Annotated in this window: 16 protein-coding genes and 1 pseudogene; all 17 read right to left on the bottom strand. The window is 61.8% G+C overall.

The genetic code is table 11. The annotated features are described in order from the left end of the window. Positions 1 to 2: 2 nt before the first annotated feature. The 17 genes and pseudogenes from recA to AC1RGE_RS13470 all read right to left on the bottom strand — a co-directional run bounded on the left by recA (position 3) and on the right by AC1RGE_RS13470 (position 13,069). Positions 3 to 1,055 (bottom strand): recombinase RecA, encoded by a 1,053-nt coding sequence (gene recA, locus AC1RGE_RS13550; protein ID WP_011059579.1) that lies wholly within the window; start codon positions 1,053 to 1,055, stop codon positions 3 to 5. Between the two features lie 83 nt (positions 1,056 to 1,138). Then, positions 1,139 to 1,639 (bottom strand): CinA family protein, encoded by a 501-nt coding sequence (locus AC1RGE_RS13545; protein ID WP_011059578.1) that lies wholly within the window; start codon positions 1,637 to 1,639, stop codon positions 1,139 to 1,141. A 300-nt stretch (positions 1,640 to 1,939) separates the two neighbouring features. Beyond that, on the bottom strand, positions 1,940 to 2,782 hold the full coding sequence (locus AC1RGE_RS13540; protein WP_011059577.1) for a putidacin L1 family lectin-like bacteriocin: 843 nt from the start codon (positions 2,780 to 2,782) through the stop codon (positions 1,940 to 1,942). Positions 2,783 to 2,790: 8 nt separating this feature from the next. Continuing rightward, complete coding sequence (locus AC1RGE_RS13535; RefSeq protein ID WP_080512171.1) at positions 2,791 to 2,976, bottom strand: Com family DNA-binding transcriptional regulator; 186 nt, start codon at positions 2,974 to 2,976, stop codon at positions 2,791 to 2,793. A 73-nt stretch (positions 2,977 to 3,049) separates the two neighbouring features. Next, positions 3,050 to 3,565, bottom strand: coding sequence for a hypothetical protein (locus AC1RGE_RS13530; RefSeq protein ID WP_492584457.1), 516 nt, complete (start codon positions 3,563 to 3,565; stop codon positions 3,050 to 3,052). 108 nt (positions 3,566 to 3,673) lie between these two features. Continuing rightward, positions 3,674 to 4,237: a glycoside hydrolase family 19 protein gene (locus AC1RGE_RS13525; RefSeq protein ID WP_220223787.1), complete on the bottom strand. Its 564-nt coding sequence runs from the start codon at positions 4,235 to 4,237 to the stop codon at positions 3,674 to 3,676. Positions 4,238 to 4,287: 50 nt separating this feature from the next. Next, positions 4,288 to 4,665 (bottom strand): phage tail assembly chaperone, encoded by a 378-nt coding sequence (locus tag AC1RGE_RS13520; protein ID WP_011059574.1) that lies wholly within the window; start codon positions 4,663 to 4,665, stop codon positions 4,288 to 4,290. A gap of 295 nt (positions 4,666 to 4,960) precedes the next feature. Continuing rightward, positions 4,961 to 5,771, bottom strand: a pseudogene (locus AC1RGE_RS13515) (phage tail protein); the annotation flags it as partial. 15 nt (positions 5,772 to 5,786) lie between these two features. Further along, positions 5,787 to 6,386, bottom strand: coding sequence for a YmfQ family protein (locus tag AC1RGE_RS13510; RefSeq protein ID WP_011059572.1), 600 nt, complete (start codon positions 6,384 to 6,386; stop codon positions 5,787 to 5,789). After that, positions 6,374 to 7,414, bottom strand: coding sequence for a baseplate J/gp47 family protein (locus AC1RGE_RS13505; RefSeq protein ID WP_492584455.1), 1,041 nt, complete (start codon positions 7,412 to 7,414; stop codon positions 6,374 to 6,376). The genes AC1RGE_RS13510 and AC1RGE_RS13505 overlap by 13 nt, the downstream gene beginning before the upstream one ends. Beyond that, positions 7,404 to 7,802 carry a phage GP46 family protein gene (locus AC1RGE_RS13500; RefSeq protein WP_011059570.1) on the bottom strand — a complete coding sequence of 133 codons (399 nt, stop codon included), beginning with the start codon at positions 7,800 to 7,802 and terminating at the stop codon, positions 7,404 to 7,406. Before AC1RGE_RS13500 ends, AC1RGE_RS13505 begins: the two co-directional genes overlap by 11 nt. A gap of 2 nt (positions 7,803 to 7,804) precedes the next feature. Continuing rightward, complete coding sequence (locus AC1RGE_RS13495; RefSeq protein WP_492584453.1) at positions 7,805 to 8,311, bottom strand: phage baseplate assembly protein V; 507 nt, start codon at positions 8,309 to 8,311, stop codon at positions 7,805 to 7,807. A gap of 110 nt (positions 8,312 to 8,421) precedes the next feature. Next, the gene (locus AC1RGE_RS13490) at positions 8,422 to 9,462 is read right to left on the bottom strand and encodes a phage baseplate assembly protein (protein WP_492584452.1); all 1,041 of its coding nucleotides are present in this window, start codon (positions 9,460 to 9,462) and stop codon (positions 8,422 to 8,424) included. Between the two features lie 3 nt (positions 9,463 to 9,465). Then, positions 9,466 to 10,710 (bottom strand): DNA circularization protein, encoded by a 1,245-nt coding sequence (locus tag AC1RGE_RS13485; protein WP_492584450.1) that lies wholly within the window; start codon positions 10,708 to 10,710, stop codon positions 9,466 to 9,468. Next, positions 10,700 to 12,298, bottom strand: coding sequence for a phage tail protein (locus tag AC1RGE_RS13480; RefSeq protein WP_492584448.1), 1,599 nt, complete (start codon positions 12,296 to 12,298; stop codon positions 10,700 to 10,702). Before AC1RGE_RS13480 ends, AC1RGE_RS13485 begins: the two co-directional genes overlap by 11 nt. A 130-nt stretch (positions 12,299 to 12,428) precedes the next feature. Next, positions 12,429 to 12,725, bottom strand: a complete 297-nt coding sequence (locus tag AC1RGE_RS13475; RefSeq protein ID WP_011059565.1) for a phage tail assembly protein — start codon at positions 12,723 to 12,725, stop codon at positions 12,429 to 12,431. Next, complete coding sequence (locus tag AC1RGE_RS13470; RefSeq protein WP_011059564.1) at positions 12,722 to 13,069, bottom strand: phage tail tube protein; 348 nt, start codon at positions 13,067 to 13,069, stop codon at positions 12,722 to 12,724. The genes AC1RGE_RS13475 and AC1RGE_RS13470 overlap by 4 nt, the downstream gene beginning before the upstream one ends. Positions 13,070 to 13,094: the final 25 nt, after the last annotated feature.

Genomic DNA, 13,094 nt, shown 5'->3' with positions numbered 1-13,094 from the left:
AATCAGATATCAGCGTCGGCCATATCGTCTTCGGTCTCTTTGACCGGGTTGGCTTTGACGTCTGGCGATGCAGTCAGCAGTTTTTCACGGATCTGCTTCTCCAGCGCGTTGCCGATTTCCGGGTTGTCCTGCAGGAACTTGGCCGAGTTGGCCTTGCCCTGACCGATCTTGTTGCCCTGGTAGCTGTACCAGGCACCGGATTTCTCCAGGAAGCCGTGCAGCACGCCCAAATCGATGATTTCACCGTTGAGGTAGATGCCCTTGCCGTAAAGAATCTGGAACTCGGCCTGACGGAACGGCGGAGCCACCTTGTTCTTGACGATCTTGACCCGGGTTTCGCTGCCCACCACTTCGTCGCCTTCCTTCACCGCGCCGGTACGGCGGATGTCCAGACGGACCGAAGCGTAGAACTTCAGCGCGTTACCACCGGTGGTGGTTTCCGGGCTACCGAACATCACGCCGATCTTCATGCGGATCTGGTTAATGAAGATCACCAGGCAGTTGGCGTTCTTGATGTTACCGGTGATTTTGCGCAGCGCCTGGGACATCAGGCGGGCTTGCAGGCCCACGTGCATGTCGCCCATTTCGCCTTCGATTTCAGCCTTGGGTACCAGGGCCGCCACGGAGTCGACGATGATCACGTCAACCGCGTTGGAACGCACCAGCATGTCGGTGATTTCCAGGGCCTGTTCGCCGGTGTCCGGCTGGGAAACCAGCAGGTCGTCAACATTCACACCCAGCTTGCCGGCGTATTCCGGATCCAGTGCGTGCTCGGCATCGACGAACGCACAAGTGGCACCAGCTTTCTGCGCCTGGGCAATAACCGACAGAGTCAGGGTAGTTTTACCGGACGACTCAGGGCCGTAGATTTCAACGATACGGCCTTTTGGCAGACCGCCAATGCCCAGAGCAATGTCCAGACCCAGAGAGCCGGTGGAAATGGCCGGGATCGCCTGACGGTCGTGATCGCCCATACGCATTACGGCACCCTTGCCGAATTGACGTTCGATCTGACCCAGGGCCGCAGCCAAGGCTTTCTTCTTGTTGTCGTCCATTAAAGTCCTCACGTAATCAATAAGGCCTGACGGCCAACACCTGTATAAGTAGCCAGTATTATTCCACAGCGCTCGAGGATCGCCTACCCCTGATTTGCGATTTCTGCCGCAGCATGTTGCAGCAACCCCTCTAGCGCGGCCTTCACCGTTTGTCGGCGGACCTCATCGCGATTCCCCGGAAAGTGCCGGCACTCGGTGGTCAGCGTCTCTCCCGCCCCCCAGGCCAGCCACACAGTGCCCACAGGCTTCTGCGCAGAACCGCCATCCGGCCCGGCGATACCGCTGACCGCCACGGCAAAATGCGCATGACTCCTGGCCTGTGCCCCCCGGACCATGGCCTCGACCACTTCACGACTGACAGCGCCGACCGAATTGAACAAATCGGCCGGCACATTCAATTGCAGGGTCTTCTGGCGATTGGAATAGGTGACATAACCGGCCTCGAACCAGGCCGAACTGCCAGGGATCCGCGTGATCGCCTCGGCGATGCCTCCCCCGGTGCAGGACTCCGCGGTGGTGACGTGGGCATTCAGAACCTGCAAACGCCTGCCGAGTTCAGCGGCAAGCTGGGTGATTTCTTTCACAATCCTCTCCTGATGGGGCTGGCGTGTGCTTACCGTACACCAGGCGAGGTGGCGTGCAAGTGACAAGCCATCATGAAACCGAACGACTCAGGATCACGGCTCGGGCGAGGAAGTCCAGCTCGTCAGTAGCTGCGGCCTCGGCAACTAAGCTGATGCGGCTTGCCCGAATGCCTGGCCCCGCCGATATGAACGCCGGGTATGGCATCGACATCTGAGCTTGCTCGCCCGCGCTCCCTGAATGGCTGCTAAAGAAACAATATGCAAGGAGCCCCGCCTGATCGCGGAGCTCCTTGCGGTTTTTTAGAACACGTTGTTCCAGGTGTAGCTACCGGTTTTCCACTTGTGGTCGGGATAGAAGACACGCGGAGGCTTGATGGTTGGGGTGTACCCGAAACGAGCCCAGACCGGCCGCTCTGTTACGATGGTGAAGCTGCCGTTCGCCTGCAGGCGGATAGTTGCGCCAGGGTGACCACCAGTACCGCTTTGCCACACGACGCCATTGTTCGCTGCGTAGATCACCAGGTTACCGTCTTCCTGCATGACGCATCGCACGCCTCCTTTGTTCTGGGTGTAAGTCGCCCAGATAACACTGGAATTCGGACCGTAAACCACCAGGTTGCCATCACCCTGGAAAACCAAGGAGTGCTCACCAGCGCTGTAGAACTGCCCCGGTACCAGTTCAGTAGTACCGCCGATGATCATTGCGGCCCCGACTGCCGGGGTAAACACTCGCCCGTTGGGCGCATACCAGTGAGGAATGGTGTCGACGGTTACGATGTTCCCGTCATCCTGAACCTGGGTGAACGCGCGCAGCGAAGCATCTTCACGAGAACCCATGGTGGGATCGCTTGGGGTCGTCGACCAGATCCGGCCACGCAGCGGGTCGTCAAGGACGAAGCCGTAATTCATGAAGACCATCATTGGGTCTTTTTTATTGCCCTTACTCACATTCGTGAACGGGGTGTTCTGGTCAGCGACCCATGCCAATTGAGCACCGTCATAGAGCGCGAGGTTGCCATCTGCCTGAAAGAGCAGCTTGAAGCGCTTGTTAGGGGACTGAAGGTACTGGTTGGGCGCCATGTAGTAGCGCGCTGGCAGCACAGAAGAACCGTTGTCAGTAAAGTCGTATCGAATCCAAGCCATGTAGTTACCTATTGAGTCGAATGATGGGTTGCGGAAAATTCCGCTCTCATGCCGCTCAGAGGCGATTGCTCGAGGCTCGAGGCCTTCACATGATTCAAGGTGCCACATCGAGAACACTTGATCTGGAGCTCGGTGAACTCACCCACTCGGGCAAGAAGTCGCTTGCAATGACCGCATCTGCATTCTTTTAGCATCGGTACATCCATTTGATTATCCCCTGACTGCTACCCCCCTACTCCAAGAGAGCGTCGAGGCTTTGTACTGATTTCAGTGCCGTTGCTCGGCTGTCGAAGCGCCCCCCAGCACAGCCTGGGATTCGCGCACCCACTGCTGCAACGCCTTCAATTGCTCGGCATTGGCGTGGCATTCGCTGTAGTTGTCGACGACGCTGGCGGCGACGGTAGAGAGTGCAAGGCCCGAGGCGGCGCCATCAGTGACGCTGGGGCCTCCGGCCACGGGCAGGTTGGCGGCGCCGGCGTCGTGCACCCGGACAAAACCAGCAGGCACAACGCAGGATCTATCAGCCGCTTTCGAAACATAGACAGGAACCTCCTTGGTGATGGTGGCGCCCGCCTGATAGACCTTGACGATACGGTCGACGTACTCGACCACCACCTTTTCCCTGACCGTGCCCAGGGCCCGGCCTTGTTCAAAGGATTGTTTGAGACGAGCCTCATCGAGGCGTTGGTTGTTACTGCGCTCACTGCCGGCACCGCTGACGTAGCCGAGTGCATAAAGCAACCCGGCCGCCACAGCGATGGCCAGCCAGCTACGGATATTCATCAAGCCCTCCTGAGGCGGGCAGGAAATGAATCACCCAGCCTGCCAAAAAAACCTGTAGCCGCTGCCGCAGGCTGCGAAAAGGTCCGCAGGACCTTCAGACGGCAGCCCTCACACCACCGGCGAACACAGCACCGCCCGCGCCCTGGCCCAGAGTTGCAGGCGGTCCTGCAAGCCATTCAGGCCCCCATTGATCCGCCGGGTAATGCTGTTGAACTCATCGCGATCAGCCAGGGCATTGAGCCCACCGCGCTCCCAGAACCAGGCCGCCGACTCGGCGGCCCATTGCGCTTGCTCCAGCAGCTCCGGCAACTCCAGCAGGCGCTCATCGCCAAACAGCCCGAGGCTGCACTGGTGATAGTTGCTGCGCCCGGTGATCTGGATCAGCCCGCGCCCGCGATACCGCTGGCCGTCGCCATCCGCCTCGGGGGTATTGCCCAGGCGCGCGGCGAGAGAGCCCGTGTCGTACTTGCTCAGGTATTGATCACTGCCCAGTTCGCGTACGTATTGCAGCTGCCCGGATTCGTGTCCGATCTGAGCCAGAAAGGCCGCCTGGCGCTTCGGCGTATCGATCTGCCGCTTGGCCATGGCGGTGTTGAGTGGAGAAACAAAAACGCCCGCTTGGCGGCGGGCGTTAGGCATGATTTGCAGCAGTTGTTCTTCGGTTATTGGCATGGTCAGTGTTTGAAGGTCGGATAAGAAAACGCCCCGGCGGTACGGGGCGTTTATTCAGTTTGTTCAGTAACCCAGGATGGCGCGACAGGGCGGTACTGAGAATCGGGGAAGTGCGGCGATTGCGGCCAGTCACGCAAGGCCTGCATGTACACAAGCAGTTGCTTGAACTGTGCACTGGCAAGCGTTGTAGGTACTTCGATCTCCAACTGATCACGGTGCCGCTCACGCAACCACCTCACCGAATCCAGTGCTGAATCACGCCAGACACGCTCTCCTACCGATACAGGTAACGGCGCCGTCGCACTTTCTATGTGGAGCCGAACTTCCTCTTCGGACATCGGGATCAACTGGCTGGATATAAAATGCGCGGGGGCATCGTCATCGTAAGCATGGACACGGTTTGTCTCGGGATTATGGAAATACTTCATGCACGTAACTCCGACCAAACTGGATTGACTGGACTACCAAAAGTTACTGAGTAAGTTGCTCCGACCGGCACCACGAACGATGCGTGATAGGCGGAAGTTGCCACGGCCACACCACCGCAAGTTGCAGTAACCGCACCGGTCGTAATAGATGCCTGAACTTGAATCGGGCGCCCCGTAGTATTGGTGTAGACAGTGCCTGAAACGCGACTGGCCGTAACATTCTGCCAGGCCTGTCCATCACCCAAGCCCCGAGGTCGGGCCTCTAACGCTGAAACGTTTGCAGCCAGACCGGAAATGTCGATATTCCCCTGGTTGACGGGGGCATTCCAAGCCTTGATGCACCACATGACAGCCAAGTTGCGCGGCCGGGTTTCAGAATCCCCCGCGTTCGCCCCGGTGCCAGGATCCTTTACTCCAGTAATTCCTGCATCGCCCCAGGGTTTTGCGTAGTTGTGGGTGCCTGTTCCCGTACCATCTCGCCAAGCCCAATAATTCATAGGGTGTTGGTGACTGCCTACTGCATGGGCTTGATATGACCCAAGCGCCCGCCCAACATCCACCCCACGTCCATGATCCCAGCCCCGCAGGAATTCACCTCGCGACTCAGGCAAGCGGAAGTTACCCGCCCCCTCACCCCCGGTATTGAATATAGTCCCCAGATAAGCCGCCAGGTCCGGATAGGTCGCAGCACTCTGCACACTGCCATCCACCTCCAGAAACCCAGCCGGCACCGTACCCTTGGGAAACGGTACCATCGCCCCCACCGGCAACGCCGACATGTTCTTCAGCAGCGCCTCGATCTCCGCCTTGGTATAGGTCACCGACTTGGTATAGGCATCGGTGATCCCGTACTCGGCCAGGGTGGTGCGGATCTTCTCCGGTGGGATCGAATCACGCACGATCGCCTTGATCGCCGCCAGCAACTGGTCATGCTCGGCCTCGGCCGGCTCTTCCCCTCCCGCACGAATCACGTTGAGCAATTCGTCGGTAACCGCGTTTCCCCACTCAGAGGAAATCAGTGAGCCGACTTGCCCGGTCACCGGGTTCTCGTCGACAAACTTCCCGTTCACCAGCCCTACGCTGGGAACACTTTTCGGATAATCCACTTGTTCTTGTCTTCTCTAGTCATAGTTGATGTACACCTGTGTATGCGCCGGTGTACTGCGATGGATAAGGCACTCCAGGGCGCTGCCCGGGTTCATGCCAAAACGTTCGCCCCAATAGCTGGCGCCGAAGCGCCGGCCCAGTTGCAGGCGGCCGCCGGTATTGAGGGTCCACATGAAGTTCGCCCGCCAGGTGCCGAAATGCGCGTGACCAAAGCGTGAGCGGCCCATGCGCGGGGTACTCAGCTCAGTGACGCTGGCATTGGGATAGCCCTGGCTGCGGGCGATTTCGACGAAGTAGGCGGCGCGCTGGCTGCCCACCGCCAACAGACGACGGCGCACGGCCAGGCGCCGGTCTTCGAACAGCGGGGTCAGCCCCAGGCAGGGGTCGGGCAGGTCCATGACCTTTTCCCAATCCGTCACCAGTTCGCTGACGCTGGCCGGGTCCATTTCGTTTTGCAGGTCCACGGCCCGGGCGTCGATGCGCGCCAGCTCCTGGGAGATGCCCTGCAACACCCGTTCAAGCTCCGGCACCCGTTCCGGGTCCCAGGCCGGGCCGCTGGGCAGCAGGCTGCGCAGCTGGCCCTGGTACTGGGCGGCGCTTCTTATTGCAGCCATTGGCAACCTCCAAATACCAGCAGTTGGTTGCTGCTTGCCGGCACATCGGCCAGCGGCGCCAGCAGGCGGTGATCCTGTTCACCGGTGGCGCTGCTGATGGCCTCGCGGATGTGGCTCAAGAGCAGGGTTTCTCCCAGGCCGGCCTCGCGGCTGTGCAGGTCGCGCAGTTGGTCCTCGACCGCGGCCCGCACCGCACTGGTGTCGGGGGTCAGGCGCACCTGGTAGATCACCGGCTGTATCACTGGCGCCAGCACATGCACCTCGGCGGTTACCGGGCGCAAGGGCTCGATATAGGCCAGAACCCGAGCCAGCTGCTCGGCATTGGGAAACGGCTGCAGGTCGTCATCACGCATGACGAACAGGCCCACGGTGCCCGGCCCCAGGTAATTGCGCCGGCCCCAGGCGCGGGTGATGCCCGGGCACTCCATGGCCCAGGTTTCGTAGTCGTCCGCCGAGCCGCCATGGGGAATGATCCGATAGGAACGGATCACCCGCGAGCGCAGGGATTCGAGGCTTTCCCGGGCCACGCCACCGCTCAGGCCCGGGGCCAGGACGGTGAACGAGTTGCTGATGCCCTGTACCGGCTGCACCGCGGTCAGCTCCAGGCCGGCATCGGCATTGCCCAGGGTACCGCCGTCGACGGCCTGGATCGTGGTGCTGTTGAGGCCTGCGCTGGTGGTTCGCGCGGCGGTCACTGTGTAGCTGCGACCGTCGCTGCTTTGCAACAGGGTGCCGAGATCCAGCACGGCACCGGCTGCCGCGTTGAAACTGACGCTGCCACTGGCCGCCTGGGCCGCCTTGCGTGGCTGGTTCAGACGCAGCGCGGCGATGCGCTCCAGGGTCGACTCATCGGCCTTGTCCGGAAGGATCTGCTCGGCGATCCAATCCAGGTAGCCATACAGGCCAAAGGCGGCACCGCTCAGGGTGCGGGCCAGCACTTGGGCATCGGACTGGCGCAGCGAATCGCTGGCCAGGTCGCTTTGGGTGCGCTGAATCAGCACCGGCAGCGAAGGGGTTTCAAACGGCATAGGTCACCTGCCAACTGTGAATGGGGTTGATGTCCAGGCGCTCACCGTCGGCCAGGATCAGCACAGTGCGCAGGTTCAGGCGCTGGGCATCGAGGCGCTCGGTCATGATCTCCACGGCGTTGCAGTGGCCATCGTCGATCAGCCACTGCAGGGCCTCGCGGGCATAGAACTCGGCATCGAGCTGGGTCTGCCGGCTCAGCTTGACCCGGCGCAACAGCCACAGCCGCGAGCCGATACGGTCGTCGGCCACGCTGGGAAAACTGTCGCCCCACCAGCCGTAGCGCTGGTCGTCATCCAGGGCGTCGTCATCGGCGGCGCGGCGCCAGGTGAACAGGCTGATTTCCACGGCCCGGGTCAGGGCGTTCTTCAGGTCATAAGTGGCGAACATGCTTAACCTCCCACCGACACGCCGGTCTGCCCCGGGCCGGGTTGCACGCCGCTGTGGACGTGGTTGATCTGGCTGATGCCGGCGGCGACCTGATCGCCCTGGGAGACGATCTTGCCGCTCATGCTCAGGGTCGGGCTGTCGATGATGACGCCGCTGCTGGCGCGGATATTCAAGGTGGCGGTGTCGATGTCGATGACCCGCCCGCGCTTGAAGTGAATCTTGTCGCCCTCGTCGGTGTAGATCGCCACTTCACCGGCGGCCAGGGCCTTGAGGCGATAGCGCCGGTCGGCCACCACCAGCACCACTCCATGGGAGCGATCGCCGCCGAGGAAGGTGGCGATGCCCTCGGCGCCGGCCAGGGGGTTGCTGGTAAAACCGTAAGGCTCGAAATGCTCCATGTCGTCGTTGACCTCGCCGGCGGTGAGGCGCATTTGCAGCGATTGCAATTTGTTGGCCGAATGGGCGAGCACCACGGTGCCCCGCGCCAACAGGCGTGTCAGTAGGCTCATGCTGGGTTCCTTGGGGGGGAGAAGAGCCGGCTTGCCGGCGAACAGGGATTGCGCGGTTTCGTGCCGGGTGCCTTAGCCGGCCAGCCGGCTCCTGCGGTTGGGCGCAGGTTTCAGTTTTTTGCGGGTGTCGGGTTGGCATCGAAGGTCTGCGGCGGCGCCACCTGCAAGGTGGTGATGGAGCCCTGGTCGGACAGCGACCAGGTGACCTTGGAGATCAGCATGTCCTGGTCGAAACCCAGCACCGGGTCGATGACCCGCACCAACGTGTTGTGTCGCCACAAATCACCATTGCTCTGGCGCCAGCCCTGCACCTGATAGGTGGTGGTCAGCGCCTTGCCGGTACGGGTGCCGCACTCCCAGTCAGCCCGCTGCTGAGCCAGTTCCGCACTCAGTTGCGCCGCCTCGCTGATCACCGTCACCCGCTTGCGCGCAGCGCCGGCATCGCAGGACTGGCCGGACACTTCGCTGACCGCCACCCCGCTGCTCTGGTCGCTACCCTTGTGCTGGCCGATCACCCGGTACTCGGAAAACACCGCGGAAAAATCCATGGGAGCGTTGGCCGAAAGAATGTTCTTGCCCAGCTCCAGGGCGTCGCTGGCACGCCCGCCACTACCCGGCGCCGCCAGCAGCAGATAGCCGTCAGTGTCATCGGTGGAGAACACCCGGTACAGGGTCAGCAAGCGGTCGATGGAGGCGAACACCGTCTCCCCCGGCACGATGCTATGGGTGTGCAGCTTGCTGGTGGCGGCGATCTCGCTACGCACCCCGACCCCGTAGGAGCCGGCCAGGGCGCGGACGATGCTCAGCACATCCTGCTGGCGCCACTGGCTCGGCCGGTTGATGGCCGCGCAATCCACCAGATCCTGGGTCAGGGAGCTGCCCTGGATGCTCAGGCTGATCTGCCTGCCGTCATAACTGACCGGCGCCTTGTAGACATGCCCGGTGAGCACCAGGTCGCAGCCGATGCGCACCTGGCAGCGAGCGCCCGGGCGGATCCGCACCTGCCCATCCTGCCCCGGCCATTGCCAGGTGATGTTGAGGCTGAAGGTGCGGAACTGGCGCTCCAGGTCCGCCGTGATCTCCACGCTTTTCCAGCCGCTGTAGTCCAGCCCGTCCACCGTCAGGGTGACGATATTTGCCAGTTCGTCCATGGGTCACTCCCGCGCAATCTGCAGATCGGCCGGCGGCAGGAAGCCCGGATGGGCCACCCGGTTGCGCTGTACCACTTCACCGACACGCGTCGCATCGGCAAACCGCTCATAAGCCAGGACCAGCGCCGGCATGCTGCTTTTGGGGCTGAGGCTGACCAGCCGTACCCCGGACGAAGCCACTGCATTGAGGTGGCCCTGCAGTTGCTGGCGCAGGGTGTTGAGCGCCTGGTAATGCATCGGGTCGGCCTTGAGCGCGGCTTGCCAGATCACTTCGTTGAGCTGGTCACGCAGGGCCAGTACATCGTCGGCCACCGGCACCTCCAGGCGCTGCACCGGCTGGCTGGCCTGCTGCGCCAGGGGCGGCGTACTCTTGAGCTTGACCACCGGGGTGGCCACCGGCAAGGCCGACACCAACCGGGCGATCTGCACCAGCAACACATCCTGGACCAGGTTCGCTACCGCCTCGGCCGCCGCGGTGGTGTCCTTGCCGGTGGTCAGCTTGGGCGCATCGATGCGCCTGGCCGCCTCCACCCGCTGGGAAATATCGGCGAGCATCTGCCGATAGCCGGTGCGGGCAAAATCCTTGAGCCCGCGTACATCCTCCAGCAACCCCGTGAACTCCGTGCTCAGCTCCTTGGGTATTTCCTTGACCGCCTTGACCAGGGTGTTGAGGTCGCCATAGAACTCGATCAGCGGCTTGAACTCGTGTTCGATGACCGCGTACACCTCGGTCAATCCCTTGCGCAGCGAATCCACGCCGATCCGCGCCTGCTTGATCAGCTGGGTGGCGAACTCGAACCGCAGCACCGCCGAACCCAGCAGGGTATCGCTGGCCACCAGCACCTGCTGCTGGGTGTTGACCACCGCCGAAGGAAAGCGCAGCGGCTGGTCCGGGTAGAACTTCAGGCTGAAGGTCACCAGGCCACCATCCTGGCGGCTCTGGGTCATCTCGCACTCGCCAACCTTGACCTGCATCCGTCCAAGCCAGGGGTGAACCAGCTCGCCACTGCCCTGCTCCAGGGCCTTAAGCAGTTGGTCACGCTGCTCCAGGCAATCGGCACCGACAATAAAAGCCGTCAGGTCATGGACTTTCGCTTGCTGGCCAAGGCCCTCGAAAAACGGCTGGTCGCGCTGCGGGTACTCATGCAACTGGCCTTTTTGCCCCACCGGGGTTTTCGCCTGGTCGACCCAGAAGGGCACGCCGCGAAAGGATGCGGGCAACACACGATCACGCCAGTTATCCGCCATGGGAACCTCCTAGGGACAGTGAGCGATAGCCCAGGGTCGAAGCGATGTTCAAACCCGGTTGATTGGTCGTGGCCTGCTCGGCGCGCAGGCCAGCCGGGGCGTTTTCGAAGCGCAGGGTCAAACCGCCTTCGAGTTGGGTGCGGTTGTTCGCGGCGTTCTGCTGGATCAGCGCACTGGAGCCCTGGGTCAGCGAGCTGCCCCGGGTCGCGGCAAAGGGTGATGCCAGCCCGCCTTTACCCTCGGCATTGATCTGCTTTTGCGCCTCGGTAAAGCCTTCGACCTTGGCGGTGACAGTGGCAATCAGCCCGCCGAAGCCGCTCTCGAACAGCTCCTTGATCGGCACCATCAGCTCTTGAAGCTTGCTCCACAGCCCGGAAAACCAATCGGCGATGGGCGCCCAGTTGGTCATGATCAGCTCCATCGGCGACCAGTCGAACAGGGCCTCGATGGCCTTCCTGATCGAGTCGATACCCGGTTGCAGCTCGGCCCAGATCGAACTGAAAAAGCCCGTAACCGCGCCCCAGTTGTTGTAAAGAACCACCAGCGGAGAGAAGTCGAATAGCGTTTGCAGGACTTTCTTGACCCCGTCGATACCCGGTTGCAGCCCCGCCCAGATCGACGCGAAGAAGCCGGTGACTGCCCCCCAGCTCCTGGAGATCATGTCCATCGGCACCCAGTCGAACAGGCCTTTTAGAAAGGCCATCGCCGGCACTGTCAAGGCCTTGAGGGATTCCCAGATAGAGGCGAATAACCCCGTCAACCCAGCCCAGTTATCGATGATCAGTCCCAGAGGCGACCAGGAGAACACCTCCTTGAGGAAGCCGACGATCGAAGCCGTCATCACCTGGATACTGTCCCAGAGCCCGGCAAAGAACGCCGTGATCGCCCCCCAGTTGCCAATCAGCATGCCCAGGGGCGTCCAGCCAAACAGAGTACTGAGCACCTCCATCGCCTGCGCCGCGAAGCTCTGCACACCTTCCCAGAGGCTGACGAAAAAGGCCGAGATCGGCGTCCAGTTGGCAATGATCACCCCGGCGGCCAGTGCAATGCCCATGGCAATCAACATCACCGGGTTGGCCTTGGCCACCGTGCCCATCAGATCGAGCACCTGGGTTGCTCCGGTCACGGCGGTTTGCATCGCCGAGAAGGCGATGGCGCCCATCGCCAGTCCTTCGACCAGCTTCGGGTTGTCGTCGAGCAGCGTCCCCACACTGTTGAGCATGGGCTCCAGACCGACCACCAGCGCCCCCACCGCCGGCGCCAGGGCGGCATCAATGGCCGAGGACACCTTGGCCATCGACTGACTGAATACATTCATGCCTTTGGCCGCATCAGCCGGCGCGCTGGAGTCGCCGACCCCGGCCAGTTTGCCCTTGAACGCATCGCAGGCTTTGATCCCGTCCAGAAACGGGGTGATCAGGCTGCCGCCCTTGAACAGCCCGCTGATATCCAGCTTGCCCAACCCGGTCTGCTCAAGGTTTTTCTTGAACGAGTCGACCTTGCCTTGAAGGGCGACGAGTTTGGGTGACAGTTCGTCGAGGCCGGTCAACAGCACCGACTTCTTCTCTAAGGTTTGTGTATCTGCCATCACTGCACCTGCTGCATCGCATTGATCCGTTGCGCGTGCTCCAGGGATTCGCGGAGCACATCCAGTGGCCTGGCCATCATCTGTTCGGGGTCAACCTTCCAGAACCAGGCCAGGTCATAGGCGACAGCGATCAGGTCGGCGATGGCTGCGATGCCGCACTCATGAAAAAACTCGCCACCGCCCAGCTCAGGGCGTTGAGGTCCACCAGGTCGAGCTGGTTCACCGAGGACGGTGGAATGCCGGCGCAGACCGCGATGTATTTGGCCGCGACGTCCATGTCGAGGCTGACTTCTTCGCTCTTGTCGATCTTGTACGGCAGCGCCTTGATCGCTCGCACTTCCTGCACCGTCGGGCGGCGCAGGCTGAGTTCGGCCAGGGGCTCGCCGTGGGCCTCGATGGGCACCTGCAGCTTCACCGTGTTGCTCATTGCCAGGTCCCCTTCTGCCCTTCGAAGTTCAGCTCGATGCTGGCGTCGTCGCCCTTGGCAATAGGCTCGTCCACCAGGTAGGCACCGGCCAGTACGTAGACCTTGCCGTTGGCGAACTCGCAGGTGACGGTCATGTCGACGCCTTCGATCAGTTGCTTGAGCGGAAAGTCCGGGGTGTGCAGCGCGGTGACTTTGAACGACGGCGTGAGGTCGGTTTCCTTGTAGAAGCCCGGAACCACGGTTTCCCGCTTGACGGCCATCAGTGGTGCTTCGCAGCCGCCGCTGATGGTCAGTTGAGCGCCGTCCACTTTGACGTAGCAGGTGCCCGCGATCAGTTGACCCATGTTGTTTCTCCCAAAAAATAAGCCC

This window comes from Pseudomonas sp. GW823-FHT02C05 (genome assembly GCF_058797595.1).
This window is presented reverse-complemented; position numbering and strand designations above follow the sequence as displayed.

Excerpts from the sequence above, each read along its gene's own strand:
- recA (WP_011059579.1), bottom strand. The coding sequence starts at position 1,055 with ATGGACGACAACAAGAAGAAAGCCTTGGCTGCGGCCCTGGGTCAGATC.
- AC1RGE_RS13540 (WP_011059577.1), bottom strand. The coding sequence starts at position 2,782 with ATGGCTTGGATTCGATACGACTTTACTGACAACGGTTCTTCTGTGCTG.
- AC1RGE_RS13535 (WP_080512171.1), bottom strand. The coding sequence starts at position 2,976 with ATGCTAAAAGAATGCAGATGCGGTCATTGCAAGCGACTTCTTGCCCGA.
- AC1RGE_RS13530 (WP_492584457.1), bottom strand. The coding sequence starts at position 3,565 with ATGAATATCCGTAGCTGGCTGGCCATCGCTGTGGCGGCCGGGTTGCTT.
- AC1RGE_RS13525 (WP_220223787.1), bottom strand. The coding sequence starts at position 4,237 with ATGCCAATAACCGAAGAACAACTGCTGCAAATCATGCCTAACGCCCGC.
- AC1RGE_RS13520 (WP_011059574.1), bottom strand. The coding sequence starts at position 4,665 with ATGAAGTATTTCCATAATCCCGAGACAAACCGTGTCCATGCTTACGAT.
- AC1RGE_RS13510 (WP_011059572.1), bottom strand. The coding sequence starts at position 6,386 with ATGGCTGCAATAAGAAGCGCCGCCCAGTACCAGGGCCAGCTGCGCAGC.
- AC1RGE_RS13505 (WP_492584455.1), bottom strand. The coding sequence starts at position 7,414 with ATGCCGTTTGAAACCCCTTCGCTGCCGGTGCTGATTCAGCGCACCCAA.
- AC1RGE_RS13500 (WP_011059570.1), bottom strand. The coding sequence starts at position 7,802 with ATGTTCGCCACTTATGACCTGAAGAACGCCCTGACCCGGGCCGTGGAA.
- AC1RGE_RS13495 (WP_492584453.1), bottom strand. The coding sequence starts at position 8,311 with ATGAGCCTACTGACACGCCTGTTGGCGCGGGGCACCGTGGTGCTCGCC.
- AC1RGE_RS13490 (WP_492584452.1), bottom strand. The coding sequence starts at position 9,462 with ATGGACGAACTGGCAAATATCGTCACCCTGACGGTGGACGGGCTGGAC.
- AC1RGE_RS13485 (WP_492584450.1), bottom strand. The coding sequence starts at position 10,710 with ATGGCGGATAACTGGCGTGATCGTGTGTTGCCCGCATCCTTTCGCGGC.
- AC1RGE_RS13480 (WP_492584448.1), bottom strand. The coding sequence starts at position 12,298 with ATGGCAGATACACAAACCTTAGAGAAGAAGTCGGTGCTGTTGACCGGC.
- AC1RGE_RS13475 (WP_011059565.1), bottom strand. The coding sequence starts at position 12,725 with ATGAGCAACACGGTGAAGCTGCAGGTGCCCATCGAGGCCCACGGCGAG.
- AC1RGE_RS13470 (WP_011059564.1), bottom strand. The coding sequence starts at position 13,069 with ATGGGTCAACTGATCGCGGGCACCTGCTACGTCAAAGTGGACGGCGCT.